Below are 24,669 nucleotides of genomic sequence, written 5' to 3'. Positions count from 1 at the left end.
AATGCCGCGAATGGTCTATGCCGGATCGCAGGTAAGCTCGGCCCTCGCCGCAAGTGCCCTCCGTCCATCCAAGGCGCCGATGACCACCGCCCTCCTCTGCAAGAGCCTCATCCTGGCCACGGCCTTGGGCCTGGTCGCCGGCTGCGCCAGCACCGCGAGCAGCGCCTGCGAAACGCAATACGCGACTTCCCCGCAGTTCAAGGACTGCAGCTTCCAGAACCTGCCGAACCCGCAGGCCCTCCCCTCGGCCAGCTCGTGGAAGATCTGGTCTCGCTTTCTTGCCGGCACCAAGACGGGGACGGTGCCGGTCGATCCCATCCCCGTGCAGGCACTGGACGCAGCGCAGCTCGAAGCGCTGGACCGCGACGCCAACCACGTGATCCGCCTCGGCCATTCCTCGCACCTGCTCAAGCTGCGGGGCAAGTACTGGCTGATCGATCCGGTCTTCGGCGATCGCGCCTCGCCCTTCTCGTTCATCGGGCCGAAGCGCTTCCACAAGCCGCCGCTGCGGCTCGAGCAGCTGCCGCCCATCGAGGGCCTGATCCTCTCGCACGACCACTACGACCACCTCGACGTCCCGACCATCGAGTACCTGGCGCAGCGCGTGCAGCGCTACTTCGTCCCACTGGGCGTGCGTGCCCGGCTGCTGGAGATGGGCGTGCCGCCCGAGCGCGTGGCCGAGTTCGACTGGTGGCAGGCCGCCGAGCACGACGACGTGCGGCTCACGGCCGCGCCGGCGCAGCATTTCTCGGGCCGCACGCTCAACGACCGCAACAAGACGCTGTGGGCTTCGTGGATCGTCGAGAGTGGCGGCAAGCGCATCTTCTACAGCGGCGACTCGGGCTACTTCTCGGGCTTCCGCCAGATCGGCGAGCGATTCGGCGGCTTCGACCTGGCGTTGATGGAGAACGGCGCCTACGACGCCTACTGGCCCTCGGTGCACATGACGCCCGAAGAGAGCGTGCGCGCCTTCGAGGATCTCCGCGGCAAGGTGCTGTACGTCGTGCACAACAGCACCTTCGACCTCGCCTTCCACACCTGGCGCGATCCGCTGGACCGCATCGCGAAGCTGGCTCTGGCGAAGAACATCGATCTGGCGACGCCGGTGATCGGGGAGGTGCTGACGATCGGGCGGCCGCGGAGCAATGCGCTGTGGTGGGAGGGCCTCAAGTAGGCAAGGCGCTCAGCGGCGCTGCCGCCTGCGCTCACGCGCCCGCCGCACCTGGCGGCTTTGCGAGGCCTCCTCGCTGCGCCGCTCGCGCTCGCGCTTCGAATCACGCCGCCGCTTCGACAGCCAGCGCGCAAGCAGGAAGCTCGCAGCGCTGGTCACGACGAGGACGAAGAGACCGATCGGCCCGAAATCCATGTGCAGTCTTCCTCAGAGCACGCGCACGACACTGCTGGGCTTGAAGCCCAGGTCGGCCGCCTTGCCCTTGCGCGCGCGGCTGCCGCGGGCGTTGTTGAGGGTGCGGATCTCCAGCGTCTCCTCGCGCTCCTTGCCGCCGCGGCCGATGCCCTCGATCTTCACGCTGCGCGTGTAGGCCGCGGCGCCCGCCAGCGTGTCCTTGGCGTCGAGGTCGATCAGCGTGAGCCCGCGGCCACCCTTGGGCAGCGCCTTCATCTCGAGGATCTCGAAGGTCAGGATGCGCCCGCCCGTCGAGGCACAGGCCACGTGGGTCGCCGGCGGCATCGGCTCCGCGCCGCTCGCGCCTCCCACCAGCGAGGGCCGGCACAGCTGCTCGCCCTCGCCCACGTCGATGAAGGCCTTGCCGCCGCGCTGCCGCGAGATCATGTTCTCGACCGAGGCGATGAAGCCGTAGCCGCCGGTGCTCGACAGCAGCAGCGCCGCGCCGGACGGGCCCGCGAAGTAGTGCGCGACATGCGTGCCGCTCTCGAGGTCGATCAGCGTGGTGACCGGCTGGCCGTCGCCGCGCCCGCCGGGCAACGATGCCACGGCCACGCTGTAGACGCGCACGCTCTTGTCCTTGGCGGTGCCGAAGACCAGCAGCGTGTCGACCGAGCGGCACTCGAAGGCGCCGTAGAGCGCATCGCCGGACTTGAAGCTGTACTCGGGTGCTGCGGCGCCCGCGGCGCGCTCGCTGGCCCAGCCCTTCTGCGTGCGCACCCAGCCCTTCTGCGAGACGATCACCGTCACCGGCTCGTCGACCACGCGCACCTCGGCCACGGCGCGCTTCTCGGCCTGGATCAGCGTGCGGCGAGGGTCCTCGAAGCTCTTTGCGTCGGCCTCGATCTCCTTCACCAGCAGGCGGCGCAGCGCGGCCGGGCTGGCGAGGATGTCCTCGAGCTTCTTCTGCTCCTCGCGCAGGCCCTTGAGCTCCTGCTCGATCTTGATGGCCTCCAGACGCGCCAGCTGGCGCAGCCGGATCTCGAGGATGTCCTCGGCCTGCCGCTCGCTGAGGTCGAAGCGCGCGATCAGCGCAGCCTTCGGGTCCTCCGCGGCGCGGATGATCGCGATCACCTCGTCGATGTTGAGCAGCACCAGCTGCCGGCCCTCGAGGATGTGGATGCGGTCCTGCACCTTGCCGAGCCGGTGCCGCGAGCGGCGCTCTACGGTGATCTCGCGGAAGGCGATCCACTCGTTGAGCATCTGGCGCAGCGACTTCTGCGTCGGCTTGCCGTCGATGCCCACCATCGTGAGATTGATGGGCGCGGAGTTCTCCAGCGATGTCTGCGCCAGCAGCGTGGTGATGAACTCCTCCTGGCTGATGCGCGAGGTCTTGGGCTCGAACACCAGGCGCACCGGCGCGTCCTTGCTGGACTCGTCGCGCACCACATCGAGCACCGCGAGCACGGCCGCCTTGAGCTGGGTCTGCTCGGCCGTGAGCGCCTTCTTGCCGGCGCGGACCTTGGGGTTGGTGAGCTCCTCGATTTCCTCCAGCACCTTCTGCGTGCTGACGCCGGGGGGCAGCTCGTTGACCACCAGTTGCCACTGGCCGCGCGCGAGCTCCTCGATCTTCCAGCGCGCGCGCACCTTGAGCGAGCCGCGGCCGGTGCGGTAGGCCTCGGCGATCTCGGCCGGCCCGCTGATGATCTGCGCGCCGCCGGGGTAGTCGGGGCCGGGCACCAGCGCGAACAGCTCCTCGTCGGAGAACTTGCCGTTGGACTTGATCAGCGCCACGCAGGCGTCCGCGATCTCGCGCAGGTTGTGGCTCGGGATCTCGGTGGCGAGGCCGACGGCGATGCCGCTGGCGCCGTTGAGCAGCGTGAAGGGCAGCCGCGCGGGCAGCAGGCGCGGCTCCTCGGTCGAGCCGTCGTAGTTGGGGATGAAGTCGACCGTGCCCTCGTCGATTTCGTCGAGCAGCAGGCTGGTGATGCGCGACAGCCGCGCCTCGGTGTAGCGCATGGCCGCGGCGCCGTCGCCGTCGCGGCTGCCGAAGTTGCCCTGGCCGTCGACCAGCGGGTAGCGCTGCGAGAAGTCCTGCGCCATGCGCACCAGCGCGTCGTACGCGGCCTGGTCGCCATGCGGATGGAAGCGGCCCAGCACGTCGCCGACCACACGGGCGCTCTTGACCGGCTTGGCGCCCACGGTGCCGTTGGCGCCGCCGAAGCCGAGGCCCATGCGCGACATGGAGTAGAGGATGCGCCGCTGCACCGGCTTCTGGCCGTCGCTGACGTCAGGCAGCGCGCGGCCCTTGACGACCGAAAGCGCGTATTCGAGGTAGGCGGTCTGCGCGTAATCGGCCAGTGTGAGGGCCCCGTCCTCTTCGGGGTTCTGAAAATCGAGGGGCGGTTGGGAATCCATTGCGAGAGAGACTTTGTGAGAGCGGCAAGTGTAGTGGCCGTGCCCGCCCCCTCATCGGATCAGCTCCCGTGCGACCATGTAGCCCCCCAGCAGCGCCAGCCCGGCAAGGAAGCACCGCCTGAACACCGGCAGCGGCATGCGCACGCGAAGCCACTGGCCGAAGGCCATCCCCGCCAGCGCCGGCAGCAGCATCGCCAGCGACGCGCCGAACAGCGGCGTCGAATAGCTGGCGCGGCCGGCCAGCGCCAGGGCGAGCGCGAGGGTCGAGGTGGTGAACGAGAGTCCCATCGCCTGGATCAGCGCGTCGCGCGACAGCGACAAGGACTGCAGGTAGACCACCGCGGGCAGTACGAACACGCCGGTCAGCGCCGTGATCCCACCCGTGATCGCCCCCACCAGCGGCCCCAGCCATGGCTCGTGCCGTGCATCGAGCGCGAGCGGTGGCGCCAGCAGCAGCCACGCGGCATACGCGACGAGTGCGACGCCGAGCGCCACCCTTGCGCCTGCGCCGTCCGGCGCGCCGAACAGCCAGGCCCCCAGCAAGGTGCCGGCGACGATGCCCAGCTGCATGCCGCCGAGCCGGCGCGCGAGGCTGCCCAGGCCGCGCCAGGGCTGCAACTGCCACACGTTGGTGACCAGCGAGGGAACGATCAGCAGCGCCGCGGCAGCGGCCGGCGACATCCACACCGCCAGCAGCGCCATCGACAGCGTCGGGAGTCCGAGCCCGATGACGCCCTTGACCGCACCGGCCAGCATGAAGATCGCGGCGACGGCCACCCAGACGGCGGCGCCTTCCGGGGCTGGCGCGCTCACACGCGCCTCCGGCTGCGACAGAGGGACTTGGTGGGGGAAAAAGACTTGGGCATGCGCCCAGTCTCCCGAAAGGGACGGCGGCCGGAAATGCGGAAGTCGCAGACCCGGCCTCAGGGCCTGCCTGAGCCTCAGCCCAGCGTGAAGGCCTCGTGCACCGCCGACTGCACGCTGCCGCCGAGCACGGCGCCACCGCCCGCAACGTAGATCCAGTCGCCGATCACGGCCGCGCCCACGGCGTGGCGCGGCGTCGGCATGGGCGCGTGGCGCTGCCACTGGTCCGAGCGCGGGTCGTAGCTTTCCATCTGGCCGAAAACCTTGGCCTGGCGCGGCACGCCGCCGACGAGGAAGCCGCCCTCGCCGCCCATCGCGTAGAGGCGTTCGCGATAGACAACGAGCCCGTGGCCCGAGCGTGCGGTCGGCAGCGGGGCACGCAACTCCCACGTGTCGCGCGCCGGTAGGTAGACATGGTGCAGCTCGGTGTTGTATTCGAAGGTGTTGAAGCGGCCGCCGATCACGTGGATCTGCCCGTTGTGCGCGACGCAGCCGACGTGGTCGCGCGCAGCCGGCAAGGGCTTGCGCGCGGACCAGCGATCGGCCCGCGTGTCGTAGACCTCGTGCCAGCCTACGCTGGCGCGCTCGGCAGCCGGCTCGGAGGCGCCGCCGATCAAATGCAGCATGCCGTCGAGCACCACCGCCGCCGCCGCGCCGCGCGGACGCGGCAGCGGCGCGATGGCGGTCCAGCGATCGGCAGCGGTGTCGTAGACGAAGGCCTTGTCGTCGGAGCGCCGGTTCTGTTCGGTGAAGCCGCCAAGGGCCCACACGCGCCCGCCTTCCGACGCCACCGCCACGTGGTTGGCGCCGCGCGGCAGGGGCGCGCCTGACAACCAACGGTCGCTGGCCGGGTCGTAGATGTGGTGGTAGTCGCGGTTGACGGCGCCCTCCCCGTAGCCACCCACCACGTGCATCCGGCCCTGCGTCGCGGTGGCCCAGGCCATTTCGCTGCGCGGGATCGGCAGCGCCGCGCGCACCAGCCAGCGGCCGGGCGCACCGGCCGGCGCCGGGCTGTCGGTGACGCGCTGCGCCTCCTGCTCGGGGGTCATGTGGTGCGGAACGCCGCCCTGCAGGCGCGCGAAGGGTTCGGGCGAGGATGGCGCGGGGGGCAGCGACTGCGCACGTGCAGCGCCCCCGAGGGCCATGGCCGCGCTCGCGAGGACCAGTCGTCGGCGCTGCATCGCGGGGCTTCTACGGCTTTGTCGAGATTCGATCCGACAGCTTCAGCGCCGCGGCACTCGCGTCCACCTCGGCCGTTTGCTGTGCCTCGGCGAGGTCCGGCAACATCGGCATCGCACCCGATGGCGAGGGCATGTTCCCGCGACCCAGCGCACCGCCGCGCGGTGCCGCCAGCTCCATGCGCACGCGGCCCGGCGCGTTGCCCCGGCCGGCAGCCGCCGAGGGCTTGAGGTACGCATAGAGCTGCAGCACCGTCTTCACGTAGTTCTGCGTCTCGCGGTAGTTCGGGATCTTGTTGCCCGCGCGCTGCACCGCGCCCTCGCCCGCGTTGTAGGCCGCCAGCGCGAGCTCGATATCGCCGGGGAACATCGCGATCAGGTCGCGCAAGTAGCGCGCGCCGGCCGCGATGTTGATGTGCGGATCGAAGAGCTTCTTCTCGATCGAGCCGCGCTTGTCGGCGCCGACGCCGTAGCGCTGCGCGGTCGCCGGCATCAGCTGCATCAGGCCGCGTGCGCCCTTGGGCGAGACGGCCTGCGCATCGAAGCCGGACTCGGTGGCGACCAGCGCCTGCAGCAGTTCGTAGTCGATGTCATGGCGCCGCGCCGCTTCGCGCAGCGCCTTCTGTGCGGGCTTGTAGTTGGGCGAGGCCTCGAACAGCGCGAGCAGCGATTGCGACGCGCGGGGCACCTTGCCATCGATGCGGCCCGCCCGACCGCGCGCCAGCGGGCCGATGCCCTGGGCAGTATCGAAGGCCTGGCCGCCGCGGAAGAAGAGCTGGTAGCGCTCGTCGACCTTCTCGGAGGCGAAGTGGGCCACGCCCTTGTCGTCGACGTAGCCGAAGATGTCGGACGCGTGCACGAGCGGCTGCCATGACCACAGTGCGAGCAGCAGGAGCGGGAGCCGCCACCAGCGGCCGGGAGCATGTCGGAATTTCATCGCCGGGCGGATTGTCGTCCATGCCTGCCGATTTACGTTTGGGAACAGGATTGCGTCCCCGTCCATCCAATGGGCAACACGACGAAAACACCATGCCCCCCCTCGAACGCATCCACGACGCGGACGGCCACTCGCCGCCGACCGATACCGAGCTCGCCACGCGAGCCGCGCAAGGCGACGCCCTCGCCTTCCAGCTCATCATGCGGCGCCACAACCGGCTGCTCTTTCGCACCGGCCGCAGCATCCTGAAGAACGACGACGACGCACAGGACGCCTTGCAGGACGCCTACCTGCGCGCGTGGCGCGCGCTCGGCTCCTTTCGCGCCGAGGCCCGGCTCTCGACCTGGCTGGTGCGCATCGTGGCCAACGAAGCCCTGGGACGCCTGCGGCAGCGCGGGAGCGCCCAGGTCATCCCCTTCGATACGGCCGTGGAGGCAGGCGAAACCCCGGAGGGCACGTGGATGCAGGCAGACCCTGACGAACAGCCGGAACACCGCGCGATGCGCGGCGAGACGCGCAAGCTGATCGAGGCGGGCATCGACGCGCTGCCCGAGGTGTTCCGTACGGTCTTCGTGCTGCGCGCGGTCGAGGACCTGAGCATCGAGGAAGTGGCCGCCGCGCTCGGCATCCCCGAAGCCACGGTGCGCTCGCGCTTCTTCCGGGCGCGGGGCCTGCTGCGCGAAGCCCTGTCGCGCGAGATCGACGTCGCGATCGGCGACGCCTTCACTTTTGCCGGCGCGCGCTGCGACGAGATCGTCGCGCGCGTGATGGCCCTCATCACCGATGCGCAAGCGCGCCCACCCGCCTGATCCCACTTCACAGGAGACTCTCATGTCCTTTTTCCGGATGCCCACGCCCGTCGCCGCGCGACGCTACTTCCTCGGCCGCTCGGGCCTGCTGCTGTCGGGTGCCGCCGTCGCGCTGCTGGCGGGCAACGACACGCTGGCGGCCCAGGCCGGCGGCGACGCGGCAAGCGATGCGCAGATCCTGAATACCGCGCTCGGCTCGGAGTTCGAGGCCATCGCGGCCTACCAGGTCGGGGCCGAGAGCAAGCTGCTCGACAAGCCCGTGCTCGACCTGGCCCTGACCTTCCAGGGCCATCACCGGGCCCATGCCGCGCTGCTCGCGGCGACGGTCGAGAAGCTCGGCGGCAAGGCCGTGGGCGCCAAGGCGAAGTACGACTTCCCGACCGCGCAGCTGAAGTCGCAGGCCGATGTGCTGCGCTTTGCCGCCAAGCTGGAGCAAGGCGCGGTCAGCGCCTACCTGGGCGCGGTGCCGCTGTTCGACGACCGCGCGCTGGCCAAGGCCGCGGCCAGCATCCTCGGCGACGAGGCAATGCACTGGGCGGTGCTGCGCAACGCGCTCGGCGAGGCGCCCGTGCCCGGCGCCTTCATGTCCTGAAGGCGCGGGCCTTCAGACGTCGACTTCGACGTCGTCGGCGCGCAGCTCCATGAGCTCGCGCCGCGCGGCGGCCTCGCCCTTGCCCATCAGCTTGGTGATCTCGCCCTGCGTGCCCAGGAGGTCGAAGCGACCCAGGCGCACCTGCAGCAGGCGGCGGGTGTCGGGGTTGAGCGTGGTCTCCCACAGCTGCTCGGCGCTCATCTCGCCCAGGCCCTTGAAGCGGCTGATGCTCCAGGCGTTCTCGCGCACGCCGTCCTTGCGCAGCTTGTCGAGAATGGCGGTGAGCTCGCCCTCGTCGAGCGCGTAGACCTTGGACGCCGGCTTCTTGCCGCGCGCCGGCGCATCGACGCGAAACAGCGGCGGCTTGGCCACGTAGACATGGCCGGTGTCGATGAGCTTGGGGAAGTGCCGGAAGAAGAGCGTGAGCAGCAGCACCTGGATGTGCGAGCCGTCGACGTCGGCGTCCGAGAGGATGCAGATCTTGCCGTAGCGCAGGCCGGAGAGGTCGGGCGAGTCTTCCGGACCGTGCGGGTCGACCCCGATGGCGACCGAGATGTCGTGGATCTCGGTGTTGGCGAACAGGCGGTCGCGCTCCACCTCCCAGGTGTTGAGCACCTTGCCGCGCAGCGGCAGGATCGCCTGGCTTTCCTTGTCGCGGCCCATCTTGGCGCTGCCGCCGGCCGAATCGCCTTCGACCAGGAAGACCTCGTTGTGGGCGATGTCCTTGCTCTCGCAATCGGTCAGCTTGCCCGGCAGCACCGCCACGCCCGAGCCCTTGCGCTTCTCGACCTTCTGCCCGGCGCGCTGGCGGGTCTGCGCGGCCTTGATGGCCAGCTCGGCGAGCTTCCTGCCGTAGTCGACGTGCTGGTTGAGCCACAGCTCCAGCGCCGGGCGCACGAAGCTGGAGACCAGCCGCACCGCATCGCGCGAGTTGAGCCGCTCCTTGATCTGGCCCTGGAACTGCGGGTCCAGCACCTTCGCCGAGAGCACGTACGACGCGCGCGCGAACACGTCCTCCGGCAGCAGCTTCACGCCCTTGGGCAGGAGCGAGTGCAAGTCGACGAAGCTCTTGACCGCGTTGAACAGGCCGTCGCGCAAGCCGCTCTCGTGGGTGCCTCCGGCGCTGGTGGGGATCAGGTTGACGTAGCTCTCGCGCACCGGCTGGCCGTCCTCGGTGAAGGCCACGCACCACTCGGCGCCCTCGCCTTCGGCAAAGTTGTCGGCGTTCTTGTCGGCATGGCCGGCGCCTTCGAACAGCGGGATCACCGGGTCGGCGTTGAGCGTCTGCATCAGGTAGTCGCGCAGCCCGCCCTTGTAGAGCCACTGCTGGGTCTCCTTGGTCTTCTCGACCACCAGCGTGACGGTCACGCCGGGCATCAGCACCGCCTTGCTGCGCAGCAGATGGGTCAGCTCGTTGACCGGCAGCGTGCCGGATTCGAAGTACTTGGGGTCGGGCCAGGCGCGCACCGTGGTGCCCTGGCGGCGCTCGCCGGTTTCAATTGGACGAACCTGGAGCGGCTCGACCACATCGCCGGCGGCAAACACGATTCGCGCGGCCGAGCCTTCGCGAAAGGACTGGACCTCGAGCCGCTTCGACAGCGCATTGGTCACCGACACGCCGACCCCGTGCAGGCCGCCCGAGAAGCTGTAGGCGCCGCCCGCGCCCTTGTCGAACTTGCCGCCCGCGTGCAGCCGGGTGTAGACCAGCTCGATCACGGGCGCCTTCTCTTCGGGATGCAGGCCGAAGGGGATGCCGCGGCCGTCGTCCTCGACGCTGACCGAGGCGTCGGTGTGCAGCGTGACCTTGATCTTCTTGCCGTAGCCGGCCAGCGCTTCGTCGGCCGCGTTGTCCAGCACTTCCTGGATGATGTGCAGCGGGTTGTCGGTGCGGGTGTACATGCCCGGCCGCTGCTTGACGGGCTCGAGGCCCTTGAGGACGCGGATGGAGCCTTCGGAATAGGCCGGGGGAGTCTTGGGGAGAGTCGCCATGGGGGCGGATTGTATGCGTGGGCTTCCCGAAAACCTGGATGGACATACAGAGCGACGCCGATGCGCCGGGCGCATCAACGCCGCCCGAAAATATCAACAATCCGTGTCGCGGCCGCGGCCGATGCAGCCTTTCTCTTTTGGATACAGTCGCCGGATGCACGGTCAATCCCAGCCGCTCTCGCTCAAGCAGGTCCTGTTCTGCGGCGCGATGATCGTCACCCTCTCGATGGGGATCCGCCACGGCTTCGGGCTGTGGCTCCAGCCGATCACGCAGGAGCAGGGCTGGTCGCGCCAGGGCTTCTCGCTGGCGCTCGCCATCCAGAACCTGGCCTGGGGCGTGATCGGCGTCTTCGCCGGCATGCTGGCCGACAAGCTGGGCGCCTTCCGCGTGCTGGTGGCGGGCGCCGTCCTCTACGCCGTCGGCCTGGCGGGCATGGCGCTGTCGCCCACGCCGCTCATCTTCGCGCTGACCGCCGGCGTGCTGATCGGCGCGGCGCAGGCCGGCACCACCTACGCCGTGATCTACGGCGTGATCGGCCGGCAGATCCCGGTCGAGCGGCGATCGTGGGCCATGGGCGTTGCGGCCGCGGCGGGCTCCTTCGGCCAGTTCCTGATGGTCCCGGTGGAGGGGCAACTGATCGCGGGCTTCGGTTGGCATACGGCCCTGCTGGTGCTGGCGGTCATGGTGCTGCTGATCGTGCCACTCGCCTTCGGCCTGCGAGAGCCACGCTTCGGACACGCCGCCGTCGCCCATCGCGACCAGACCATCCTCCAGGCCGTGGGTGAGGCCTTCAAGTACCCCAGCTTCGTGCTCTTGATGGCGGGGTATTTCGTCTGCGGCTTCCAGCTGGCCTTCATCGGTGTGCACATGCCGAGCTACCTGCGCGACAAGGGGCTCTCGCCCGAAGTGGCAAGCTATGCGCTGGCGCTCGTCGGCCTGTTCAATGTGTTCGGCACCTATGTCGCCGGCTCGCTCGGGGCACGGCTCCCCAAGCGCAAGCTGCTGGCCGCGATTTACTTCAGCCGTGCTGCGACCATCGCGGTCTTCCTGGCGGCGCCCATCACGCCCCTGTCGGTGTACGTCTTCGCGAGCGTGATGGGGTTCCTGTGGCTGTCGACCGTGCCGCTCACCAGCGGCATCGTGGCACAGATCTTCGGCGTGGCGCATCTCTCGATGCTGGGCGGCTTCGTGTTCCTGAGCCACCAGGTCGGCTCCTTCCTCGGCGTCTGGCTCGGCGGCTATCTCTACGACAGCACCGGCAGCTACAGCATCGTCTGGTATCTCGCGATCGCGCTGGGCGTAGCCGCAGCGCTGGTCAACCTGCCGGTCAAGGAAGGCGCGATCGTGCGCCGGCCGGCCCCTCAGCCGGCCTGAACCTCATGCGCCCGAGCACCCGCCACCATCTCGTGCACGCCAGCTGGCTGACGGCCGCGGTGCTGGCGCTCCTGGCGGTGTTCGGCCTCTACACCCGCCCCGCGTTCCTGGTGGCGCTGGTCGACCAGCTCTGGGCTTGCTTCTGAGCCACGATCTCCCGCCCTCCCCCTGGGTCGCGCGCTGGTCGCACCTGCTCGCCCCGGGCGCCACCGTGCTCGACGTGGCCTGCGGCGCGGGGAGGCACATGCAATGGTTCGCGCAGCGTGGACATGCGGCCACCGGCGTGGATCGGGCACCCGAGGCGATCGCGTCCGCGTCCCGCTTCGGCCACGCAATGCTGGCCGACATCGAGGACGGCCCTTGGCCTTTCGCCGGCCAGCTCTTCGGCGCGGTGGTCGTCACCAACTATCTCTGGCGGGCGCGGCTGCCCGACATCGTGGCGGCGGTGGCGCCCGGCGGCGTCCTGCTCTACGAGACCTTCGCTGCCGGCAACGAGAGCGTGGGCAAGCCCTCGCGGCCGGACTTCCTGCTGCAACCGGGCGAGCTGCTGGCCGCCTGCGCCGGGCTGCGGGTGGTCGCCTACGAAGACGGATTTCTCGCCGACCCGGAACGCTTCGTGCAGCGGATCGCAGCCGTGCGGCCGCCGGAAGGCCTGGCTCGCAGCCCTTTGCGCTACCCCCTCTGACCGGCCTGCCGGGCCAGTCAGTAGAATGGCTGCCTTTCCGCAACCGACAAAGAGATCCCCCTTGGAGCAACTGACAGGCAGCATCGTCGCGCTCGTCACGCCGATGCACGACGACGGCAGCGTCGACTATCCCGCCTTGCGCCGGCTGATCGACTGGCACATCGACGAAGGCACCGATTGCCTGGGCGTGGTCGGCACCACCGGCGAGTCGCCGACGGTGAACGTCGAGGAACACTGCGAGATCATCCGGGTGTCGGTCGAGCAGGCCCGGGGCCGCGTGCCCGTGATGGCCGGCTGCGGCGCCAATTCCACGCAGGAGGCGATCGAGCTCGCCCGCTTCGCCAAGGGCGTCGGCGCCGATTCGCAGCTGCAGGTGGTGCCCTACTACAACAAGCCCACGCAGGAAGGCCAGTACCGGCACTTCAAGGCCATCGCCGAGGCTGTGGGCGACCTCCCCATCGTGCTCTACAACGTGCCCGGCCGCACGGTCGCCGATATGGCGCACGACACCGTCCTGCGCCTGGCGCAGGTGCCCGGCATCGTGGGCATCAAGGAAGCCACGGGCAACATCGAGCGTGCGCAATGGCTGATCCGCGACGTGCCGAAGCACTTCGCCGTGTACTCGGGCGACGACCCGACCGCAGTCGCGCTGATGCTGTGCGGCGGCCAGGGCAACATCAGCGTCACGGCCAACGTGGCGCCGCGCAAGATGCACGAGCTGTGCGTGGCGGCCCTTGCCGGCGACACCAAGCGCGCGATGCAGATCCAGTTCGAGCTGATGCCGCTGCACCGGCATCTGTTCGTCGAGCCGAACCCGATTCCGCTGAAGTGGGCCATGGCGCGGCTCGGCCTGTGCGGCGGTGCGCTGCGCCTGCCGTTGACGGAACTCGCCGAGCCCGCCCGGCCCATCGTCGAATCCGCGCTGCGTGCCACCGGCCTCCTCAAGGACTGATCCCATCTTTACCTGCCGCATCTCGACGCCGGCAACCTTTTCCAGGGCCGGCGCTCTGACACAGCGGCGCTGCCGCCTGACGATTGCGCTAAACATTCCACAAGGAAGATGACGTTGAATACCCTTTCGCGATTCGCACTGCTGGCGCTGGTCGCCAGCCTCGCCGCCTGCTCGGTCCTCGAGAGCGACAAGATCGACTACAAGAGCGCCGGCAAGGCCCCTTCGCTCGAAGTACCGCCGGACCTCACGCAGCTGTCGCGCGAGAACCGCTACGCGGTGCCCGGCAATGCGGTCTCGGCCAACGCCTACCAGGCCGGCGCCGCGAACGCGCCCAGCATTCCGACGGCGGTCTCCAATCTCGGCGACGTGCGCATGGAGCGCTCGGGCACGCAGCGCTGGCTCGTGGTCAGCCGCCCGGCCGACCAGCTCTGGGAACCGCTCAAGGACTTCTGGCAGGAGAGCGGCTTCCTGCTGACCACCGAGCAGCGCAACCTCGGCATCATGGAAACCGACTGGGCGGAGAACCGCGCCAAGCTGCCGCAGGACGTGATCCGCGGCGCATTGGGCAAACTGGTCGACGCGATCTACTCCACCGGCGAGCTCGACCGCTTCCGCACCCGCATCGAACGCGGCCCCAACGGCACCACCGAGATCTTCGTCAGCCATCGCGGCATGCAGGAGGTCTACACCAACGTTAGGCAGGACCAGACCGTGTGGCAGCCGCGCCCCAGCGACCCTGAACTCGAGACCGAATTCCTGCGCCGCATGATGGTGAAGCTGGGCGTTTCCCAGGAGCAGGCGAAGCTCGTTGCGCAAACCAGCGCGCCGGCACGGACGGCAAGCATCTCCAACGTCGGCGGCCAGCCCATGGTGCAGATCAACGAGAACTTCGACCGCGCCTGGCGCCGTGTCGGCCTGGCGCTGGACCGCACCGGCTTCACCGTCGAGGACCGCGACCGCGCCGCCGGCGTGTACTTCGTGCGCTACGTTCCGCCGAACCCCGACAAGAAGGAGCCGGGCTTCTTCTCCAAGATCTTCAGCTCAGGCAAGACCGAAGCACCGCTCAAGTTCCGCATCCTGGTCAAGGGCCAGGGCGAGACGAGCACGGTGTCGGTGCAGAACGACAGCGGCGCAGCCGAAACCTCGGCCAACGCGCAGCGCATCGTCCAGGTCATCGCCGACGACTTGAAATGACGCTCCCCCCCAGGCTTCGCGCACTTCGTGTCGCTACGCCACCCCCCTCACCGGGGGCAACACCAGCGGCCCGGCAAAGCCGGTTCCGCGGTGTTCCACCTGAATTCGGGTCCATCTAGGTGCTGCGCTTCCGCAGCCTGGGCAGCGGCAGCACAGGCAATGCCACGCTGGTCGAGGCGACCAGCGGCGGGCGCCGCTCGAGGCTGCTGATCGATTGCGGCTTCGGTCTCAAGCACTTCGATGCACGCCTGTCGCGCGCCGGCCTCGCGGCCTGCGACATCGACGCGATCTTCATCACCCACGAGCACGGCGATCACATCGGCTGTGCCCGTGCGCTGTCCAGGCGCGATCGCATTCCCGTCTGGATGAGCGAGGGCACCTGGCTCGCAGCCGGCGGGCACGACTTCGAGGGGCGCCTGCACCTCGCGCGGGACGGCACCGACATCGAGATCGGCGACATCCTGGTCCAGCCCTTCACGGTGCCGCACGATGCGCGCGAACCGCTGCAACTGCGCTGCAGCGATGGCGCGCGCAGCCTCGGCGTGCTGACCGACCTGGGGCATGCGACGCCGCATGTGCTCGCGCGCCTGGCCGGGATCCACGCCTTGATGCTCGAGTTCAACCACGACAGCGACATGCTGGCCCGCTCGGCCTATCCGCCCTTCCTCAAGCTGCGCGTGGGCGGCAACTACGGCCACCTGTCCAACGCCGCCGCAGCGGCAATCGCACAGGCGCTGTGCCACGACGGCCTGCAGTACATGCTGGGCGCGCACCTCAGCGAACAGAACAACCGGCCCGAGCTCGTGCGCCGCGCGATGGCCGAGGCACTCGGCGCGAGCGAGCACGAGATGCTGACGGCCAACGCGGCCGAAGGCTCAGCCTGGCTCGAGCTGCGGGCATGAAAATGGCCCCGACGCAATAGAAAGGCCGCCCGTGGGCGGCCTTGCGCAGAAGCTGAAGCGCAGCGTCACTGCTTGGGTGCTTCTTCCTTCTTCTTGGCGGCCTCGGTAGCTGCATTGGCGGCGTCGAGCGCCGAGGACGCGCCGGGCGATGGGGCCGGTGTCGCCGCCGAAGTATCGGGGGTGGTGGGCGCCGGGGCTGGAGCGGGTGCCGGCGTGACCGCGGCAGGCGGCGGGGTCACGACGGCCGGCGCGGGCTCCTCCTTCTTGCCGCAGGCGGCAAGGGCCACCACGACGGTCAACGAGGCGAGCAGGGCGGACTTTCTCATTACAGGGCTCCTTTGGATGGGTCTCGAAGAAAAAATTCTAGACCTCTACCCTCGGTGAACGGCCTGTTGCATCGCGATTCGCGGCATTGGCTTACAAGCCCAGTGTCGTGGCCGGAAACGCGGGCTTCGCATGACGCAGGCATTCGTCGATGCGCTCTCGCAGGACGCGCCGGCGCTCGGGATCGCGGCCGCAGACGCCGCGCACGCGCTCCACGTCGATACGCGCCAGGAACCAGGCCGGCGTCCAGATGCCGCTCGGCACCTGCGGCAGGCCGGGTCCATCGCAGGCGCGGCAATCGATGATGTGGCTCCACATGCGCCGCCATGTCACGAAGCGCGCATGCTCGCGCTCGAACACGTCGAAGCGCTGCGCCAGCATCACGAAGCTGCGCCCGGCGGCCGACCAGGCCTGCAAGGCTTCGGCCATGGCGCGCTCGCCGAGCGGCCAGTCGGTGAAGGCCGGATCGGCGAACACGATCTCGCGCCAGTTCTCGCGCGCAGCAGCGGCCAGCGCGGCGTGCAGGTGCGCCTCGAAGGCACGGCGGCCGTCGACGGCGCCCTCGGGCAATCCGTTGTCGATGGGCATTTCATTCGTCGGCATGCAGCCACCCCGCTTCGCACCAGTCTTCCAGCAATGCGCGCGCGTCCTCGCTCGCCGTCGCAAGATCGCGCGGCGCCAGCGCCCGCTGGTCCGCCAGGCGACGCATGAGCCGGGCATCGCGGCCGGAGGCACGGAAGCTCTCGCCGTTGATGTAGAGATGGCGCGCGTCGTAGAGCATGCGCGTGCGGCGGTCGAGCGACACGCCAGCCCATGCGGCCGGCGCCTCGCCTTGCTCGAACCATACGGTGGGCTTGGGCTCGGTCATCGATTCGCCCAAGGCGCGCTCGATGGCATCGGGATCGCGCAGGGCTGCGAGCACGGCCTCGCGTGCGAATGCCTGCAGCGCGGGCGGCATCTCGGCCGGCGTGGGCACCGCGGGCTGCGCCGGGTCCTTGTAGTGGACGGCCGATCCGGCAGGCGCGTCCTGCAGCAGCTCGGCTTGCGCCTCCGCAATGCGAGCCAGGAGGTCGGCGCCCAGCGGCGCGGCCGCCGGTGCGCGCAGCCCGATGGAATAGGTCATGCAGTCGCCGCCCTCGGCCACGCCGTCGTGCGCATAGCGCGGCGGCAGGTAGAGCATGTCGCCGGGCTCGAGCACGAAGCTCTGCTCGGGCTCGAAATGCGCAAGGATCTTGAGCGGCAGGCCGGGCTCGAGGCGCAGGTCGCGCTGCCTGCCGATGGACCAGCGGCGGCGTCCGCTCGCCTGCAGCAGGAACACGTCGTAACTGTCGAAGTGCGCTCCGACGCCGCCGGTGTCGCTCGCATAGCTGATCATCAGGTCGTCGAGCCGCGCGTCGGGCACGAAACGAAACTGCTGCAACAGTTCATGCACGCCCTGGTCGTGCTGGTCCACGCCCTGGACCAGGAGGGTCCACGCGGCCTGCTTCGGCGAAGGCAGCGCGCGCCGCGCTAAAGGGCCGTGCTTGAGCGTCCAGCCGCTCTTGCCGTGGCGGATCAACCGCGACTCGACCTCCTCGCGGCCGGCCAGGGAAAACAGCGCCTCGCGCCCGATCAGTGGCACCATGCCGGGAACGGCCTGGCGCACGAGCAAGGGCTTCTTCTGCCAGTGGCGCCGCATGAACTGCGTTGCACTGAGGCCTCCGAGCAGGGCCAGGGGTCGTTCAATCTCCATGGGAGAATTCTCGTATGGAAATCTCTGAACAATGCGTGGTCGGCCTGACCTGGACGCTGAAGGACACCCTCGGCGACGTGCTGGACGTGCTCGAGGAACCGGTGGAGTTCCTGGTCGGCGGCGACGATCTCTTCGCCGCGATCGAATCCGCGCTGCTCGGCCATGAGCCCGGGGCGCGCGTGCAGCTGCATCTCGAGCCCGAGCAGGCCTTCGGCGACTTCAACGACCAGTTGCTCTTCCTCGAGCCGCGCACCCTCTTTCCCGAAGGCATCGAGGAAGGCATGACCTTCGATGGCGCCGCGCTGCCGGCCGGCGTGAATCCCGACATCCCCAGGGACACGATCTACACCGTGAGCGAGATCTACCCCGAGCACCTCGTGCTCGACGGCAACCACCCTCTCGCGGGCATCGCGCTGCGGATCGACCTGGTCGTGCGCTCGGTGCGCGAAGCCACCGAGGAGGAGATCGGCCGTGGCACGGCCGGTACCGGCTTCTTCAAGGTGACGCCAATGGCGCCGGGCGACACGCTGCACTGACACACGGGCGCTGATCCCAGAAAAATTGGCCGCCACGACAAACCATATTCCCCTTGCCCCTACCGGGCAGAAACATGGATCCCCTCTTGCTGAGCCACCGTCTGCGCCTCGCGGGCCCTCACCTCGTGTGGTGGCGTCACAACAAGCCACCGAACAACGACAACCAATGAGATCGTTCCACTATCGCGCGCACCCCGAACGCCACCGCACCGAGCACATCGGCTGGTTGCGAGCCGCCGTGCTCGGGGCCAACGACGGCATCATCTCGACGGCGAGCCTTGTCGTGGGGGTCGCGGCGGCGCATGCCAGCCACACGACCATCATGACGACGGCCGTGGCGGGCCTGGTCGCGGGCGCCATGTCGATGGCAGCTGGCGAATTCGTCTCGGTCTATTCCCAGGCCGACACGGAAACAGCCGACCTGGAGCGCGAACGCCTCGAGCTCGCCTCCGACCCCGAGGCAGAGCAACGGGAGTTGACGGCGATCTATGTGCGCCGGGGCCTCGAGCACGGGCTCGCCAGCCAGGTTGCCACGCAACTGATGGCGAACGACGACCTGGGTGCGCATGCGCGCGATGAACTTGGCATCTCGGAGGCGCTGAGCGCGCGGCCGCTGCAGGCGGCCCTGGCTTCCGCCGCCAGCTTCGCCGGAGGTGCCGCCATGCCACTTGCCGTGGTAGCAGTGGCCCCGCACGCATCGTTGCTGCCATGGACCATTGCAACCGCCATCGTTTTTCTGGCTTTGCTAGGTGCCGTCGCAGCCAAGATCGGCGGTACGCCTGTGACCAGGAGCGTCGGGCGGGTGGCGTTCTGGGGCACGCTGGCCATGGCGATCACGGCCGGCGTCGGCACCTTGTTCGGCACGCCGGCGTAGCCTCTTGGCCCCCTCCGCGATCTCAAGGGTCGCGCTCAGATAGCCAGCTAAAAGCGATAAACGGACGGACGAAAAAAGCCGGGCGCTGCCCGGCTTTTCCTTGCGGCCACGCCACTCAAAGACGCGAGATCTGCCCACCGTCGATGCGCACGCGGTCGCCGATGCGCAGGTCGCCCGGGCTCGGCACGTCGAACGAACGATAGGCACCGTGATCGGTCTGGATCGAGAGACGGTAGCTCTCGTAGACGCGCGGCGCGTTGGCATTGGCTTCGATGCTGTTGCCCAGCAGGGCGCCGCCAACCACGCCCAGCGCCGTGGCTGCGGCCCGTCCGCTTCCATGGCCGAACTGGTTGCCCACCACGCCGCCGAGGACGCCACCCGCAACGGCACCGCCGCCGCTGGGGCCTGCGCCGGAGCTCTGGCTACGGATCACCTCGATGTTGGCTACATGGCCGTACTCGACGTAGGCCGATTGCGCCGCGGGATAGGCGGGTTGATAGGGGTAGCGCGATGTCTCGTAGACAGGCTGCGGCGCCACGCACGCAGTCAACGCAGCCAGCGCAAGCGCGGAGCCAGTGACGCAAGCAAGTCGAGTTGGGATTTTCATGGTGTGTACTCCTCGAACAGATCGGCGCGATGCGCCCTCCATGGGTTCCAACGCATCACGCTTCGGCGCGATGACCGTCAACACATGTTGAAACCTTCGACGCGAACGGCATAGGGCCGGTTCCGTTCTTTACCTGTGAGCAACACGGCCCCGACGTCGCAGGCGCCCGCCTACACACTCGCGCTCAATGCTTGCCGGTCGATCCGTAGCCGCCTTCGCCGCGCTCGCTGGGCGAGAACTCCGCCACGACCCGGAACTGCGCCTGCACCACCGGCACGATCACCAGCTGCGCCAGCCGCTCCATCGGCTGCAGGACGAAGGCCGTGTCGCTGCGGTTCCAGGCGCTGATCTTGAGCTCGCCCTGATAGTCGCTGTCGATCAGGCCGACGAGGTTGCCCAGCACGATGCCATGCTTGTGGCCCAGCCCCGAGCGCGGCAGGATCAGCGCCGCATAGCCGGGGTCGGCCAGGTGGATTGCGATGCCGGTGCCCACCAGTTGCCAGGCGTTGGGCGCCAGGGTGATGGGCGCATCGAGGCAGGCGCGCAGGTCCAGCCCGGCGCTGCCGGGGGTGGCGTAGGCAGGCAGTTGGTCCTGCATGCGGGGATCGAGGATTCGGACGTCGACGTTCACTTGGAATTGCGCTTTCGTTGCTGCTGCAGTTGCTGTTGTCGCTTGGCGGCTTCTTCGAGCCATTGCTTCCAGTTTTCCGCGCCGGCCGGCAACACCAGGTGCTTGAGCTTGTAGCCCAGCCACAGGCCGGCCGCGAAGAGGCCCAGGACGATGCCGAGGGGCGCATCGGCCGCCAGCAGCACCATCAGGGCCAGCAGCCAGGCAATGCCCAGCCCCTTGAGCAGATTGCGGCCGGGGCCGGTGCCAGCGGCAGGCGCGCGTGCCTGCGCCTGCGGCGGATGGGCCGGCAGCGCGTCGGATCGTTGCGTCATGCCGACATCGAGCCCATGCTCGCCCTCTTGGGGCGGACGGGGCGGCTGCAAGGCCTGCTCCGCGAGGCGCTCGACGTAGCTTGCGAAATCTCCGTCGGGCGGCGTGTTCCATTGCGGATTCATCACGGACTCCCTGGCGGCAGGCGTGCCGCGATCTCGGCCACCAGCTCGCGCGCCAGCGCCAGCTTGGGCGCACGCGGCAGTTCCCGCACGCCCTTGTCGTCGACCAGCAGCAGGCTGTTGTGCTCCTGTCCGAAGGTCAGCGGGCCGATGTTGCCGACCAGCAGCGGAATCCCCTTGCGCTCGCGCTTGGCCTTGGCATGCGCGACCAGGTTCTCGCTCTCGGCCGCGAAGCCCACGCAGAAGAGCTTGCCGGCCCTGGCACGCTCGCCCTGCGCGATCGTCAGCAGGATGTCCGGGTTCTCCACGAACTGCAGCGTTGGCGCGCTGCCGCTGCCGTCCTTCTTGATCTTGTGCTCGCTGTGGGACGCCGGCCGCCAGTCGGCCACCGCCGCGGTGGCGACGAACACCGCGGCCTCCTGCGTGGCCTGCCGACTTGCCTCCATCATCTCCCGGGCGGACGTGACATCGATGCGCGCGACGCCGCGCGGCGTGGGCAGATGCACCGGGCCCGCCACCAGCGTGACCTCGGCGCCCGCTTCGCGCGCGGCCCGCGCGATCGCGAAGCCCATCTTGCCCGAGGAGTGATTGGTGATGCCGCGGATCGGATCGAGCGCCTCGAAGGTCGGCCCCGCCGTGACCACCAGCTGCCGCCCGGCCAGCACCTTCGGCTGGAACTGCGCCACGATCTCCTCGAACAGCTGCTGGGGCTCGAGCATGCGGCCGTCGCCGGTCTCGCCACAGGCCTGCCAGCCGTTGCCCACGCCCAGCACGCGGGCGCCGTCGGCATCGACCTGGCGCAGGTTGCGCTGGGTCGCAGGGTGGACCCACATCTCGCGGTTCATGGCCGGCGCGATCAGCAGCGGCACGCGATCGGCGGGGCGCGCGAGGCACAGCAGGCTCAGCAGCTCGTCCGAACGCCCCTGCACCAGCCGCGCGATGAAGTCCGCGCTGGCGGGCGCCAGCACGATCGCATCGGCCTCGCGGCTCAGGTTGATGTGCGGCATGTTGTTGGGCTCGCGCGCGTCCCACTGCGAGGTGTAGACCGGCCGTCCCGACAGGGCCTGCATCGTGACCGGCGTCATGAACTGGGTCGCGGCCTCGGTCATCACCACCTGCACGGAGGCGCCGGCCTTGACCAGCAGCCTGCACAGCTCCGCCGACTTGTAGCAGGCGATGCCCCCGGTGAGGCCCAGGACGATGTGCTTGCCGGCGAGGTCTTGCAGAACTTGCATAAGCCGGCAATGTAGCAGCCCCACTACGCGCGCGTTCGTCTTCGGAGCGGCCGTGCGGCTCATGAGGCGGCACCTATAATCTGCATTTCCCACTGCCCGGACCTGCAGGTTCGGAACTGGCATGACCAAATTCGTCTTCGTCACCGGTGGTGTGGTGTCCTCCCTCGGCAAGGGAATCGCCTCCGCCTCGCTGGCCGCACTCCTCGAGTCCCGCGGCCTCAAAGTCACCCTCATCAAGCTGGACCCTTACATCAACGTCGACCCCGGCACGATGTCGCCCTTCCAGCACGGCGAGGTTTTCGTCACCGACGACGGCGCCGAAACCGACCTCGACCTCGGCCACTACGAGCGCTTCATCACGACGCGCATGCGCAAGGCCAACAACTTCACCACCGGCCAGATCTACAAGTCTGTGCTCGAGAAGGAGCGCCGCGGCGACTATCTCGGCAAGACGGTGCAGGTGATCCCGCATATCACGAACGAGATCCAGGAATACATCAAGCGCGGCGCCGGCATCGGCACGCCACACGAGGTCGACGTGGCGATCGTCGAGATCGGCGGCACCGTGGGCGACATCGAGTCCCTCCCCTTCCTCGAGGCCGTGCGCCAGATGAGCCTGCGCATGGGCCCCAACAACTCGGCCTTCGTGCACCTGAGCTATGTGCCGTGGATCGCGGCGGCCGGCGAGCTCAAGACCAAGCCCACCCAGCACACGGCGCAGAAGCTGCGCGAGATCGGCATCCAGGCCGATGCCCTGCTGTGCCGCGCCGACCGGCCCATCCCCGACGACGAGCGCGCGAAGATCTCGCTCTTCTCCAACGTGCCCGAGTGGGGCGTGATCTCCATGTGGGATGTGGACACCATCTACAAGGTCCCGCGCATGCTGCACGAGCAAGGCCTCGACGGCCTGATCTGCGACAAGCTGCGCATCAACACCCCGCCGGCCAAGCTCAAGCGCTGGGACGACCTGGTCTACGAGGTCGAGCATCCGCAGAAGGAAGTGAGCATTGCGATGGTCGGCAAGTACGTCGACCTGTCCGACAGCTATAAGTCGCTCAACGAGGCGCTGCGCCATGCCGGCCTGAAGAACCACGCGCGGGTGAAGATCGACTACATCGACTCCGAGACCATCTCGCCGCTGGACGTGGCCCGGCTCGGCAAGTACGACGCCATCCTGGTGCCCGGCGGCTTCGGCCAGCGCGGCGTCGATGGCAAGATCGCCGCGGCCCGCTTCGCCCGCGAGACCAAGATTCCCTATCTCGGCATCTGCCTGGGCATGCAGGTCGCGACCATCGAGTACGCGCGCAACGTGGCGGGCCTGAAGAACGCCAACAGCACCGAGTTCGATCCCGACACCAGCTGTCCCGTGATCGCGCTGATCACCGAGTGGAAGGATCGCGACGGCACCATCAAGCTGCGCGACGAGAAGTCCGACCTCGGCGGCACCATGCGCCTGGGCGCGCAGAGTTCCGACGTGGCGCCCGGCACGCTGGCCCACAGCATCTACGGCGACGTGGTGACCGAGCGCCATCGCCACCGCTACGAGGCCAACGTCAACTACCTCGACGAGCTGCGCCGCGCCGGCCTGGTGATCTCGGCGCTGACGCAGCGCGAGCACCTGACCGAGATCGTCGAGCTGCCGAGGGACGTGCATCCCTGGTACATGGGCGTGCAGTTCCACCCCGAGTTCAAGTCCACGCCTTGGAGCGGCCATCCCTTGTTCAACGCGTTCATCAAGGCGGCACTCGAGCATCAAGGCGCGGACAAGCAGGCGTTGAAGGTCGTGGCATGAGCGGCGCCGGACCAAGCCGCGAAGCCCCCTGGGGGGCAGCGCAGCACACGAAGTGGCAAGCGTGGGGGGATCTATGAAGCTTTGCGGATTTGACATCGGCCTCGACAAGCCCTTCTTCCTGATCGCCGGGCCCTGTGTCGTCGAGTCCGAGCAGCTCCAGATGGACACGGCCGGCATGCTGAAGGAAATCACCGGCTCGCTCGGCATCCCCTTCATCTTCAAGAGCAGCTTCGACAAGGCGAACCGCTCCTCGGGCACCAGTTTCCGCGGCCCCGGCCGCGACAAGGGCCTGGAGATCCTGGCCAAGGTCAAGCGCGAACTCGGCCTGCCGGTGCTGACCGACGTGCACACCGAAGAGGACATCACGGCCGCCGCCCTAGTGGTCGACGTGCTGCAGACCCCGGCCTTCCTGTGCCGTCAGACCGACTTCATCCGCGCCGCGGCACAGTCGGGCAAGCCGGTCAACATCAAGAAGGGCCAGTTCCTCGCGCCGCACGACATGAAGAACGTGATCGACAAGGCGCGCGCGGCCGCCAAGGAAAAAGGCCTGCCCGAGGACAGTTTCATGGCGTGCGAGCGCGGCGCCAGCTTCGGCTATAACAACCTCGTGTCCGACATGCGCTCGCTGGCCATCATGCGCGAGACCGGCGCACCGGTGGTGTTCGATGCCACGCACTCGGTGCAGCTGCCCGGCGGCCAGGGCACCAGTTCGGGGGGCCAGCGCGAGATGGTGCCGGTGCTGTCGCGCGCCGCGGTGGCGGTGGGCGTGGCGGGACTGTTCATGGAGACGCATCCCGACCCGGCCAAGGCCCTCAGCGACGGGCCGAACGCCGTGCCGCTCAAGCACATGAAAGCGCTGCTCGAGACGCTGCTGGCGCTCGACCGCGTCACCAAGAAGAACCCATTCCTGGAGAACTCGTTCCAATGAGCGCATACATCATCGCGAACGTCGAAGTCACCAATCCGACACAGTACGAGGACTACAAGAAGTGGTCCTCCGAGGCCATGAAGGCGCACGGCGCCGAGGTCTGCGTGCGCGGGGGCAAGGTCGAGGTGCTGGAGGGCGACTGGCATCCGCAGCGCCTGGTGCTGCTCAAGTTCCCGAGCGTCGATGCCGCGAATAAGTTCTATGCCTCGCCGGAATACGGCAAGGCGCGCGAAGCGCGCGCCGGAGCTGCCATCATGCGCATGGTCGTCGTTGAAGGTGCGGCCTGACGGCACGCGCGGTCGACACGACCCCAAAGATCCAGATACTGCAGAAGGAAAT

At 68.7% G+C, this 24,669-nt stretch carries 27 protein-coding genes; 14 read left to right on the top strand and 13 right to left on the bottom strand.

The window, feature by feature from the left end:
* Positions 1-79: 79 nt before the first annotated feature.
* Complete coding sequence (locus tag E5P3_RS14340; protein ID WP_162586597.1) at positions 80-1,174, top strand: MBL fold metallo-hydrolase; 1,095 nt, start codon at positions 80-82, stop codon at positions 1,172-1,174.
* Positions 1,175-1,183: 9 nt separating this feature from the next.
* Here E5P3_RS14340 and E5P3_RS14335 read toward each other — a convergent pair whose 3' ends face one another.
* The 5 genes from E5P3_RS14335 to E5P3_RS14315 all read right to left on the bottom strand — a co-directional run bounded on the left by E5P3_RS14335 (position 1,184) and on the right by E5P3_RS14315 (position 6,742).
* Positions 1,184-1,366, bottom strand: a complete 183-nt coding sequence (locus E5P3_RS14335) for a hypothetical protein (protein ID WP_162586596.1) — start codon at positions 1,364-1,366, stop codon at positions 1,184-1,186.
* A 12-nt stretch (positions 1,367-1,378) separates the two neighbouring features.
* A complete protein-coding gene (gene parC, locus E5P3_RS14330) occupies positions 1,379-3,763 on the bottom strand; it encodes a DNA topoisomerase IV subunit A (protein ID WP_162586595.1) in 2,385 nt (794 codons plus the stop codon).
* A gap of 51 nt (positions 3,764-3,814) precedes the next feature.
* Entirely contained in the window at positions 3,815-4,519 is a 705-nt protein-coding gene (locus E5P3_RS14325) for a sulfite exporter TauE/SafE family protein (RefSeq protein ID WP_162589688.1), read from the bottom strand.
* A gap of 185 nt (positions 4,520-4,704) precedes the next feature.
* On the bottom strand, positions 4,705-5,808 hold the full coding sequence (locus E5P3_RS14320) for a Kelch repeat-containing protein (protein ID WP_162586594.1): 1,104 nt from the start codon (positions 5,806-5,808) through the stop codon (positions 4,705-4,707).
* A gap of 10 nt (positions 5,809-5,818) precedes the next feature.
* Positions 5,819-6,742, bottom strand: coding sequence for a lytic transglycosylase domain-containing protein (locus E5P3_RS14315; RefSeq protein ID WP_162586593.1), 924 nt, complete (start codon positions 6,740-6,742; stop codon positions 5,819-5,821).
* A gap of 92 nt (positions 6,743-6,834) precedes the next feature.
* Here E5P3_RS14315 and E5P3_RS14310 point away from each other — a divergent pair, with 92 nt between their 5' ends.
* On the top strand, positions 6,835-7,551 hold the full coding sequence (locus E5P3_RS14310; protein WP_162586592.1) for an RNA polymerase sigma factor: 717 nt from the start codon (positions 6,835-6,837) through the stop codon (positions 7,549-7,551).
* Positions 7,552-7,573: 22 nt separating this feature from the next.
* On the top strand, positions 7,574-8,143 hold the full coding sequence (locus E5P3_RS14305; RefSeq protein ID WP_162586591.1) for a ferritin-like domain-containing protein: 570 nt from the start codon (positions 7,574-7,576) through the stop codon (positions 8,141-8,143).
* Positions 8,144-8,155: 12 nt separating this feature from the next.
* Here the strand turns inward: E5P3_RS14305 and E5P3_RS14300 are convergent, their stop codons facing one another.
* Positions 8,156-10,132 carry a DNA topoisomerase IV subunit B gene (locus E5P3_RS14300; protein WP_162586590.1) on the bottom strand — a complete coding sequence of 659 codons (1,977 nt, stop codon included), beginning with the start codon at positions 10,130-10,132 and terminating at the stop codon, positions 8,156-8,158.
* A gap of 154 nt (positions 10,133-10,286) precedes the next feature.
* Between E5P3_RS14300 and E5P3_RS14295 the strand changes: the two genes are divergently transcribed.
* From E5P3_RS14295 to E5P3_RS14270, 6 genes are all read left to right on the top strand, one after another.
* Positions 10,287-11,507, top strand: a complete 1,221-nt coding sequence (locus tag E5P3_RS14295) for an MFS transporter (protein WP_162586589.1) — start codon at positions 10,287-10,289, stop codon at positions 11,505-11,507.
* Positions 11,508-11,512: 5 nt separating this feature from the next.
* Positions 11,513-11,653, top strand: a complete 141-nt coding sequence (locus E5P3_RS14290) for a hypothetical protein (protein ID WP_174263070.1) — start codon at positions 11,513-11,515, stop codon at positions 11,651-11,653.
* Positions 11,644-12,192 (top strand): class I SAM-dependent methyltransferase, encoded by a 549-nt coding sequence (locus tag E5P3_RS14285; RefSeq protein WP_232073136.1) that lies wholly within the window; start codon positions 11,644-11,646, stop codon positions 12,190-12,192. Before E5P3_RS14290 ends, E5P3_RS14285 begins: the two co-directional genes overlap by 10 nt.
* A 25-nt stretch (positions 12,193-12,217) precedes the next feature.
* Positions 12,218-13,144, top strand: a complete 927-nt coding sequence (gene dapA / locus E5P3_RS14280; RefSeq protein ID WP_162586588.1) for a 4-hydroxy-tetrahydrodipicolinate synthase — start codon at positions 12,218-12,220, stop codon at positions 13,142-13,144.
* A gap of 114 nt (positions 13,145-13,258) precedes the next feature.
* The gene (bamC, locus tag E5P3_RS14275) at positions 13,259-14,338 is read left to right on the top strand and encodes an outer membrane protein assembly factor BamC (RefSeq protein ID WP_443083249.1); all 1,080 of its coding nucleotides are present in this window, start codon (positions 13,259-13,261) and stop codon (positions 14,336-14,338) included.
* Between the two features lie 119 nt (positions 14,339-14,457).
* Positions 14,458-15,240, top strand: coding sequence for an MBL fold metallo-hydrolase (locus E5P3_RS14270; RefSeq protein WP_162586586.1), 783 nt, complete (start codon positions 14,458-14,460; stop codon positions 15,238-15,240).
* 65 nt (positions 15,241-15,305) lie between these two features.
* Here E5P3_RS14270 and E5P3_RS14265 read toward each other — a convergent pair whose 3' ends face one another.
* The 3 genes from E5P3_RS14265 to E5P3_RS14255 form a co-directional block, all read right to left on the bottom strand.
* Positions 15,306-15,566, bottom strand: coding sequence for a hypothetical protein (locus E5P3_RS14265; RefSeq protein WP_162586585.1), 261 nt, complete (start codon positions 15,564-15,566; stop codon positions 15,306-15,308).
* 91 nt (positions 15,567-15,657) lie between these two features.
* Positions 15,658-16,167, bottom strand: a complete 510-nt coding sequence (locus E5P3_RS14260; protein ID WP_232073135.1) for a hypothetical protein — start codon at positions 16,165-16,167, stop codon at positions 15,658-15,660.
* Entirely contained in the window at positions 16,154-17,296 is a 1,143-nt protein-coding gene (locus tag E5P3_RS14255; protein ID WP_162586583.1) for a cupin domain-containing protein, read from the bottom strand. The genes E5P3_RS14260 and E5P3_RS14255 overlap by 14 nt, the downstream gene beginning before the upstream one ends.
* Positions 17,297-17,310: 14 nt before the next feature.
* Here E5P3_RS14255 and E5P3_RS14250 point away from each other — a divergent pair, with 14 nt between their 5' ends.
* Both E5P3_RS14250 and E5P3_RS14245 read left to right on the top strand, forming a co-directional pair.
* Positions 17,311-17,832 carry an FKBP-type peptidyl-prolyl cis-trans isomerase gene (locus E5P3_RS14250; RefSeq protein ID WP_162586582.1) on the top strand — a complete coding sequence of 174 codons (522 nt, stop codon included), beginning with the start codon at positions 17,311-17,313 and terminating at the stop codon, positions 17,830-17,832.
* Between the two features lie 166 nt (positions 17,833-17,998).
* On the top strand, positions 17,999-18,706 hold the full coding sequence (locus E5P3_RS14245; RefSeq protein ID WP_162586581.1) for a VIT1/CCC1 transporter family protein: 708 nt from the start codon (positions 17,999-18,001) through the stop codon (positions 18,704-18,706).
* A 115-nt stretch (positions 18,707-18,821) separates the two neighbouring features.
* Here E5P3_RS14245 and E5P3_RS14240 read toward each other — a convergent pair whose 3' ends face one another.
* The 4 genes from E5P3_RS14240 to coaBC form a co-directional block, all read right to left on the bottom strand.
* On the bottom strand, positions 18,822-19,313 hold the full coding sequence (locus E5P3_RS14240; protein WP_162586580.1) for a glycine zipper 2TM domain-containing protein: 492 nt from the start codon (positions 19,311-19,313) through the stop codon (positions 18,822-18,824).
* A gap of 184 nt (positions 19,314-19,497) precedes the next feature.
* Positions 19,498-19,944: a dUTP diphosphatase gene (gene dut, locus E5P3_RS14235; RefSeq protein WP_162586579.1), complete on the bottom strand. Its 447-nt coding sequence runs from the start codon at positions 19,942-19,944 to the stop codon at positions 19,498-19,500.
* On the bottom strand, positions 19,941-20,378 hold the full coding sequence (locus E5P3_RS14230; protein WP_162586578.1) for a hypothetical protein: 438 nt from the start codon (positions 20,376-20,378) through the stop codon (positions 19,941-19,943). The genes dut and E5P3_RS14230 overlap by 4 nt, the downstream gene beginning before the upstream one ends.
* Positions 20,378-21,601 (bottom strand): bifunctional phosphopantothenoylcysteine decarboxylase/phosphopantothenate--cysteine ligase CoaBC, encoded by a 1,224-nt coding sequence (gene coaBC / locus E5P3_RS14225; RefSeq protein WP_162589686.1) that lies wholly within the window; start codon positions 21,599-21,601, stop codon positions 20,378-20,380. Before coaBC ends, E5P3_RS14230 begins: the two co-directional genes overlap by 1 nt.
* 130 nt (positions 21,602-21,731) lie before the next feature.
* On the opposite strand from coaBC, the gene E5P3_RS14220 reads away from it, so the two are divergent.
* From E5P3_RS14220 to E5P3_RS14210, 3 genes are all read left to right on the top strand, one after another.
* Positions 21,732-23,402: a CTP synthase gene (locus tag E5P3_RS14220; protein ID WP_162586577.1), complete on the top strand. Its 1,671-nt coding sequence runs from the start codon at positions 21,732-21,734 to the stop codon at positions 23,400-23,402.
* 73 nt (positions 23,403-23,475) lie between these two features.
* Positions 23,476-24,330: a 3-deoxy-8-phosphooctulonate synthase gene (gene kdsA / locus E5P3_RS14215; protein ID WP_162586576.1), complete on the top strand. Its 855-nt coding sequence runs from the start codon at positions 23,476-23,478 to the stop codon at positions 24,328-24,330.
* Positions 24,327-24,617, top strand: coding sequence for a DUF1330 domain-containing protein (locus E5P3_RS14210; protein WP_162586575.1), 291 nt, complete (start codon positions 24,327-24,329; stop codon positions 24,615-24,617). The genes kdsA and E5P3_RS14210 overlap by 4 nt, the downstream gene beginning before the upstream one ends.
* Positions 24,618-24,669 lie beyond the last annotated feature (52 nt).

The sequence above is a fragment of the Variovorax sp. RA8 genome, assembly GCF_901827175.1.
GTDB lineage: Bacteria > Pseudomonadota > Gammaproteobacteria > Burkholderiales > Burkholderiaceae_C > Variovorax.
The sequence above is the reverse complement of the archived record's forward strand: the minus strand, read 5'-3'. Positions and strand labels throughout refer to the sequence as shown.

What these genes read in the sequence shown, in the direction of transcription:
- E5P3_RS14260 (WP_232073135.1), bottom strand. Translation starts at nt 16,167, where the DNA reads ATGCCGACGAATGAAATGCCCATCGACAACGGATTGCCCGAGGGCGCC.
- E5P3_RS14230 (WP_162586578.1), bottom strand. Translation starts at nt 20,378, where the DNA reads ATGAATCCGCAATGGAACACGCCGCCCGACGGAGATTTCGCAAGCTAC.
- E5P3_RS14340 (WP_162586597.1), top strand. Translation starts at nt 80, where the DNA reads ATGACCACCGCCCTCCTCTGCAAGAGCCTCATCCTGGCCACGGCCTTG.
- E5P3_RS14240 (WP_162586580.1), bottom strand. Translation starts at nt 19,313, where the DNA reads ATGAAAATCCCAACTCGACTTGCTTGCGTCACTGGCTCCGCGCTTGCG.
- E5P3_RS14305 (WP_162586591.1), top strand. Translation starts at nt 7,574, where the DNA reads ATGTCCTTTTTCCGGATGCCCACGCCCGTCGCCGCGCGACGCTACTTC.
- kdsA (WP_162586576.1), top strand. Translation starts at nt 23,476, where the DNA reads ATGAAGCTTTGCGGATTTGACATCGGCCTCGACAAGCCCTTCTTCCTG.
- E5P3_RS14325 (WP_162589688.1), bottom strand. Translation starts at nt 4,519, where the DNA reads ATGCTGGCCGGTGCGGTCAAGGGCGTCATCGGGCTCGGACTCCCGACG.
- E5P3_RS14265 (WP_162586585.1), bottom strand. Translation starts at nt 15,566, where the DNA reads ATGAGAAAGTCCGCCCTGCTCGCCTCGTTGACCGTCGTGGTGGCCCTT.
- E5P3_RS14245 (WP_162586581.1), top strand. Translation starts at nt 17,999, where the DNA reads ATGAGATCGTTCCACTATCGCGCGCACCCCGAACGCCACCGCACCGAG.
- E5P3_RS14290 (WP_174263070.1), top strand. Translation starts at nt 11,513, where the DNA reads ATGCGCCCGAGCACCCGCCACCATCTCGTGCACGCCAGCTGGCTGACG.
- E5P3_RS14320 (WP_162586594.1), bottom strand. Translation starts at nt 5,808, where the DNA reads ATGCAGCGCCGACGACTGGTCCTCGCGAGCGCGGCCATGGCCCTCGGG.
- E5P3_RS14220 (WP_162586577.1), top strand. Translation starts at nt 21,732, where the DNA reads ATGACCAAATTCGTCTTCGTCACCGGTGGTGTGGTGTCCTCCCTCGGC.
- E5P3_RS14295 (WP_162586589.1), top strand. Translation starts at nt 10,287, where the DNA reads ATGCACGGTCAATCCCAGCCGCTCTCGCTCAAGCAGGTCCTGTTCTGC.
- E5P3_RS14250 (WP_162586582.1), top strand. Translation starts at nt 17,311, where the DNA reads ATGGAAATCTCTGAACAATGCGTGGTCGGCCTGACCTGGACGCTGAAG.
- E5P3_RS14315 (WP_162586593.1), bottom strand. Translation starts at nt 6,742, where the DNA reads ATGAAATTCCGACATGCTCCCGGCCGCTGGTGGCGGCTCCCGCTCCTG.
- E5P3_RS14210 (WP_162586575.1), top strand. Translation starts at nt 24,327, where the DNA reads ATGAGCGCATACATCATCGCGAACGTCGAAGTCACCAATCCGACACAG.
- parC (WP_162586595.1), bottom strand. Translation starts at nt 3,763, where the DNA reads ATGGATTCCCAACCGCCCCTCGATTTTCAGAACCCCGAAGAGGACGGG.
- E5P3_RS14300 (WP_162586590.1), bottom strand. Translation starts at nt 10,132, where the DNA reads ATGGCGACTCTCCCCAAGACTCCCCCGGCCTATTCCGAAGGCTCCATC.
- dapA (WP_162586588.1), top strand. Translation starts at nt 12,218, where the DNA reads ATGGCTGCCTTTCCGCAACCGACAAAGAGATCCCCCTTGGAGCAACTG.
- E5P3_RS14310 (WP_162586592.1), top strand. Translation starts at nt 6,835, where the DNA reads ATGCCCCCCCTCGAACGCATCCACGACGCGGACGGCCACTCGCCGCCG.
- E5P3_RS14255 (WP_162586583.1), bottom strand. Translation starts at nt 17,296, where the DNA reads ATGGAGATTGAACGACCCCTGGCCCTGCTCGGAGGCCTCAGTGCAACG.
- E5P3_RS14335 (WP_162586596.1), bottom strand. Translation starts at nt 1,366, where the DNA reads ATGGATTTCGGGCCGATCGGTCTCTTCGTCCTCGTCGTGACCAGCGCT.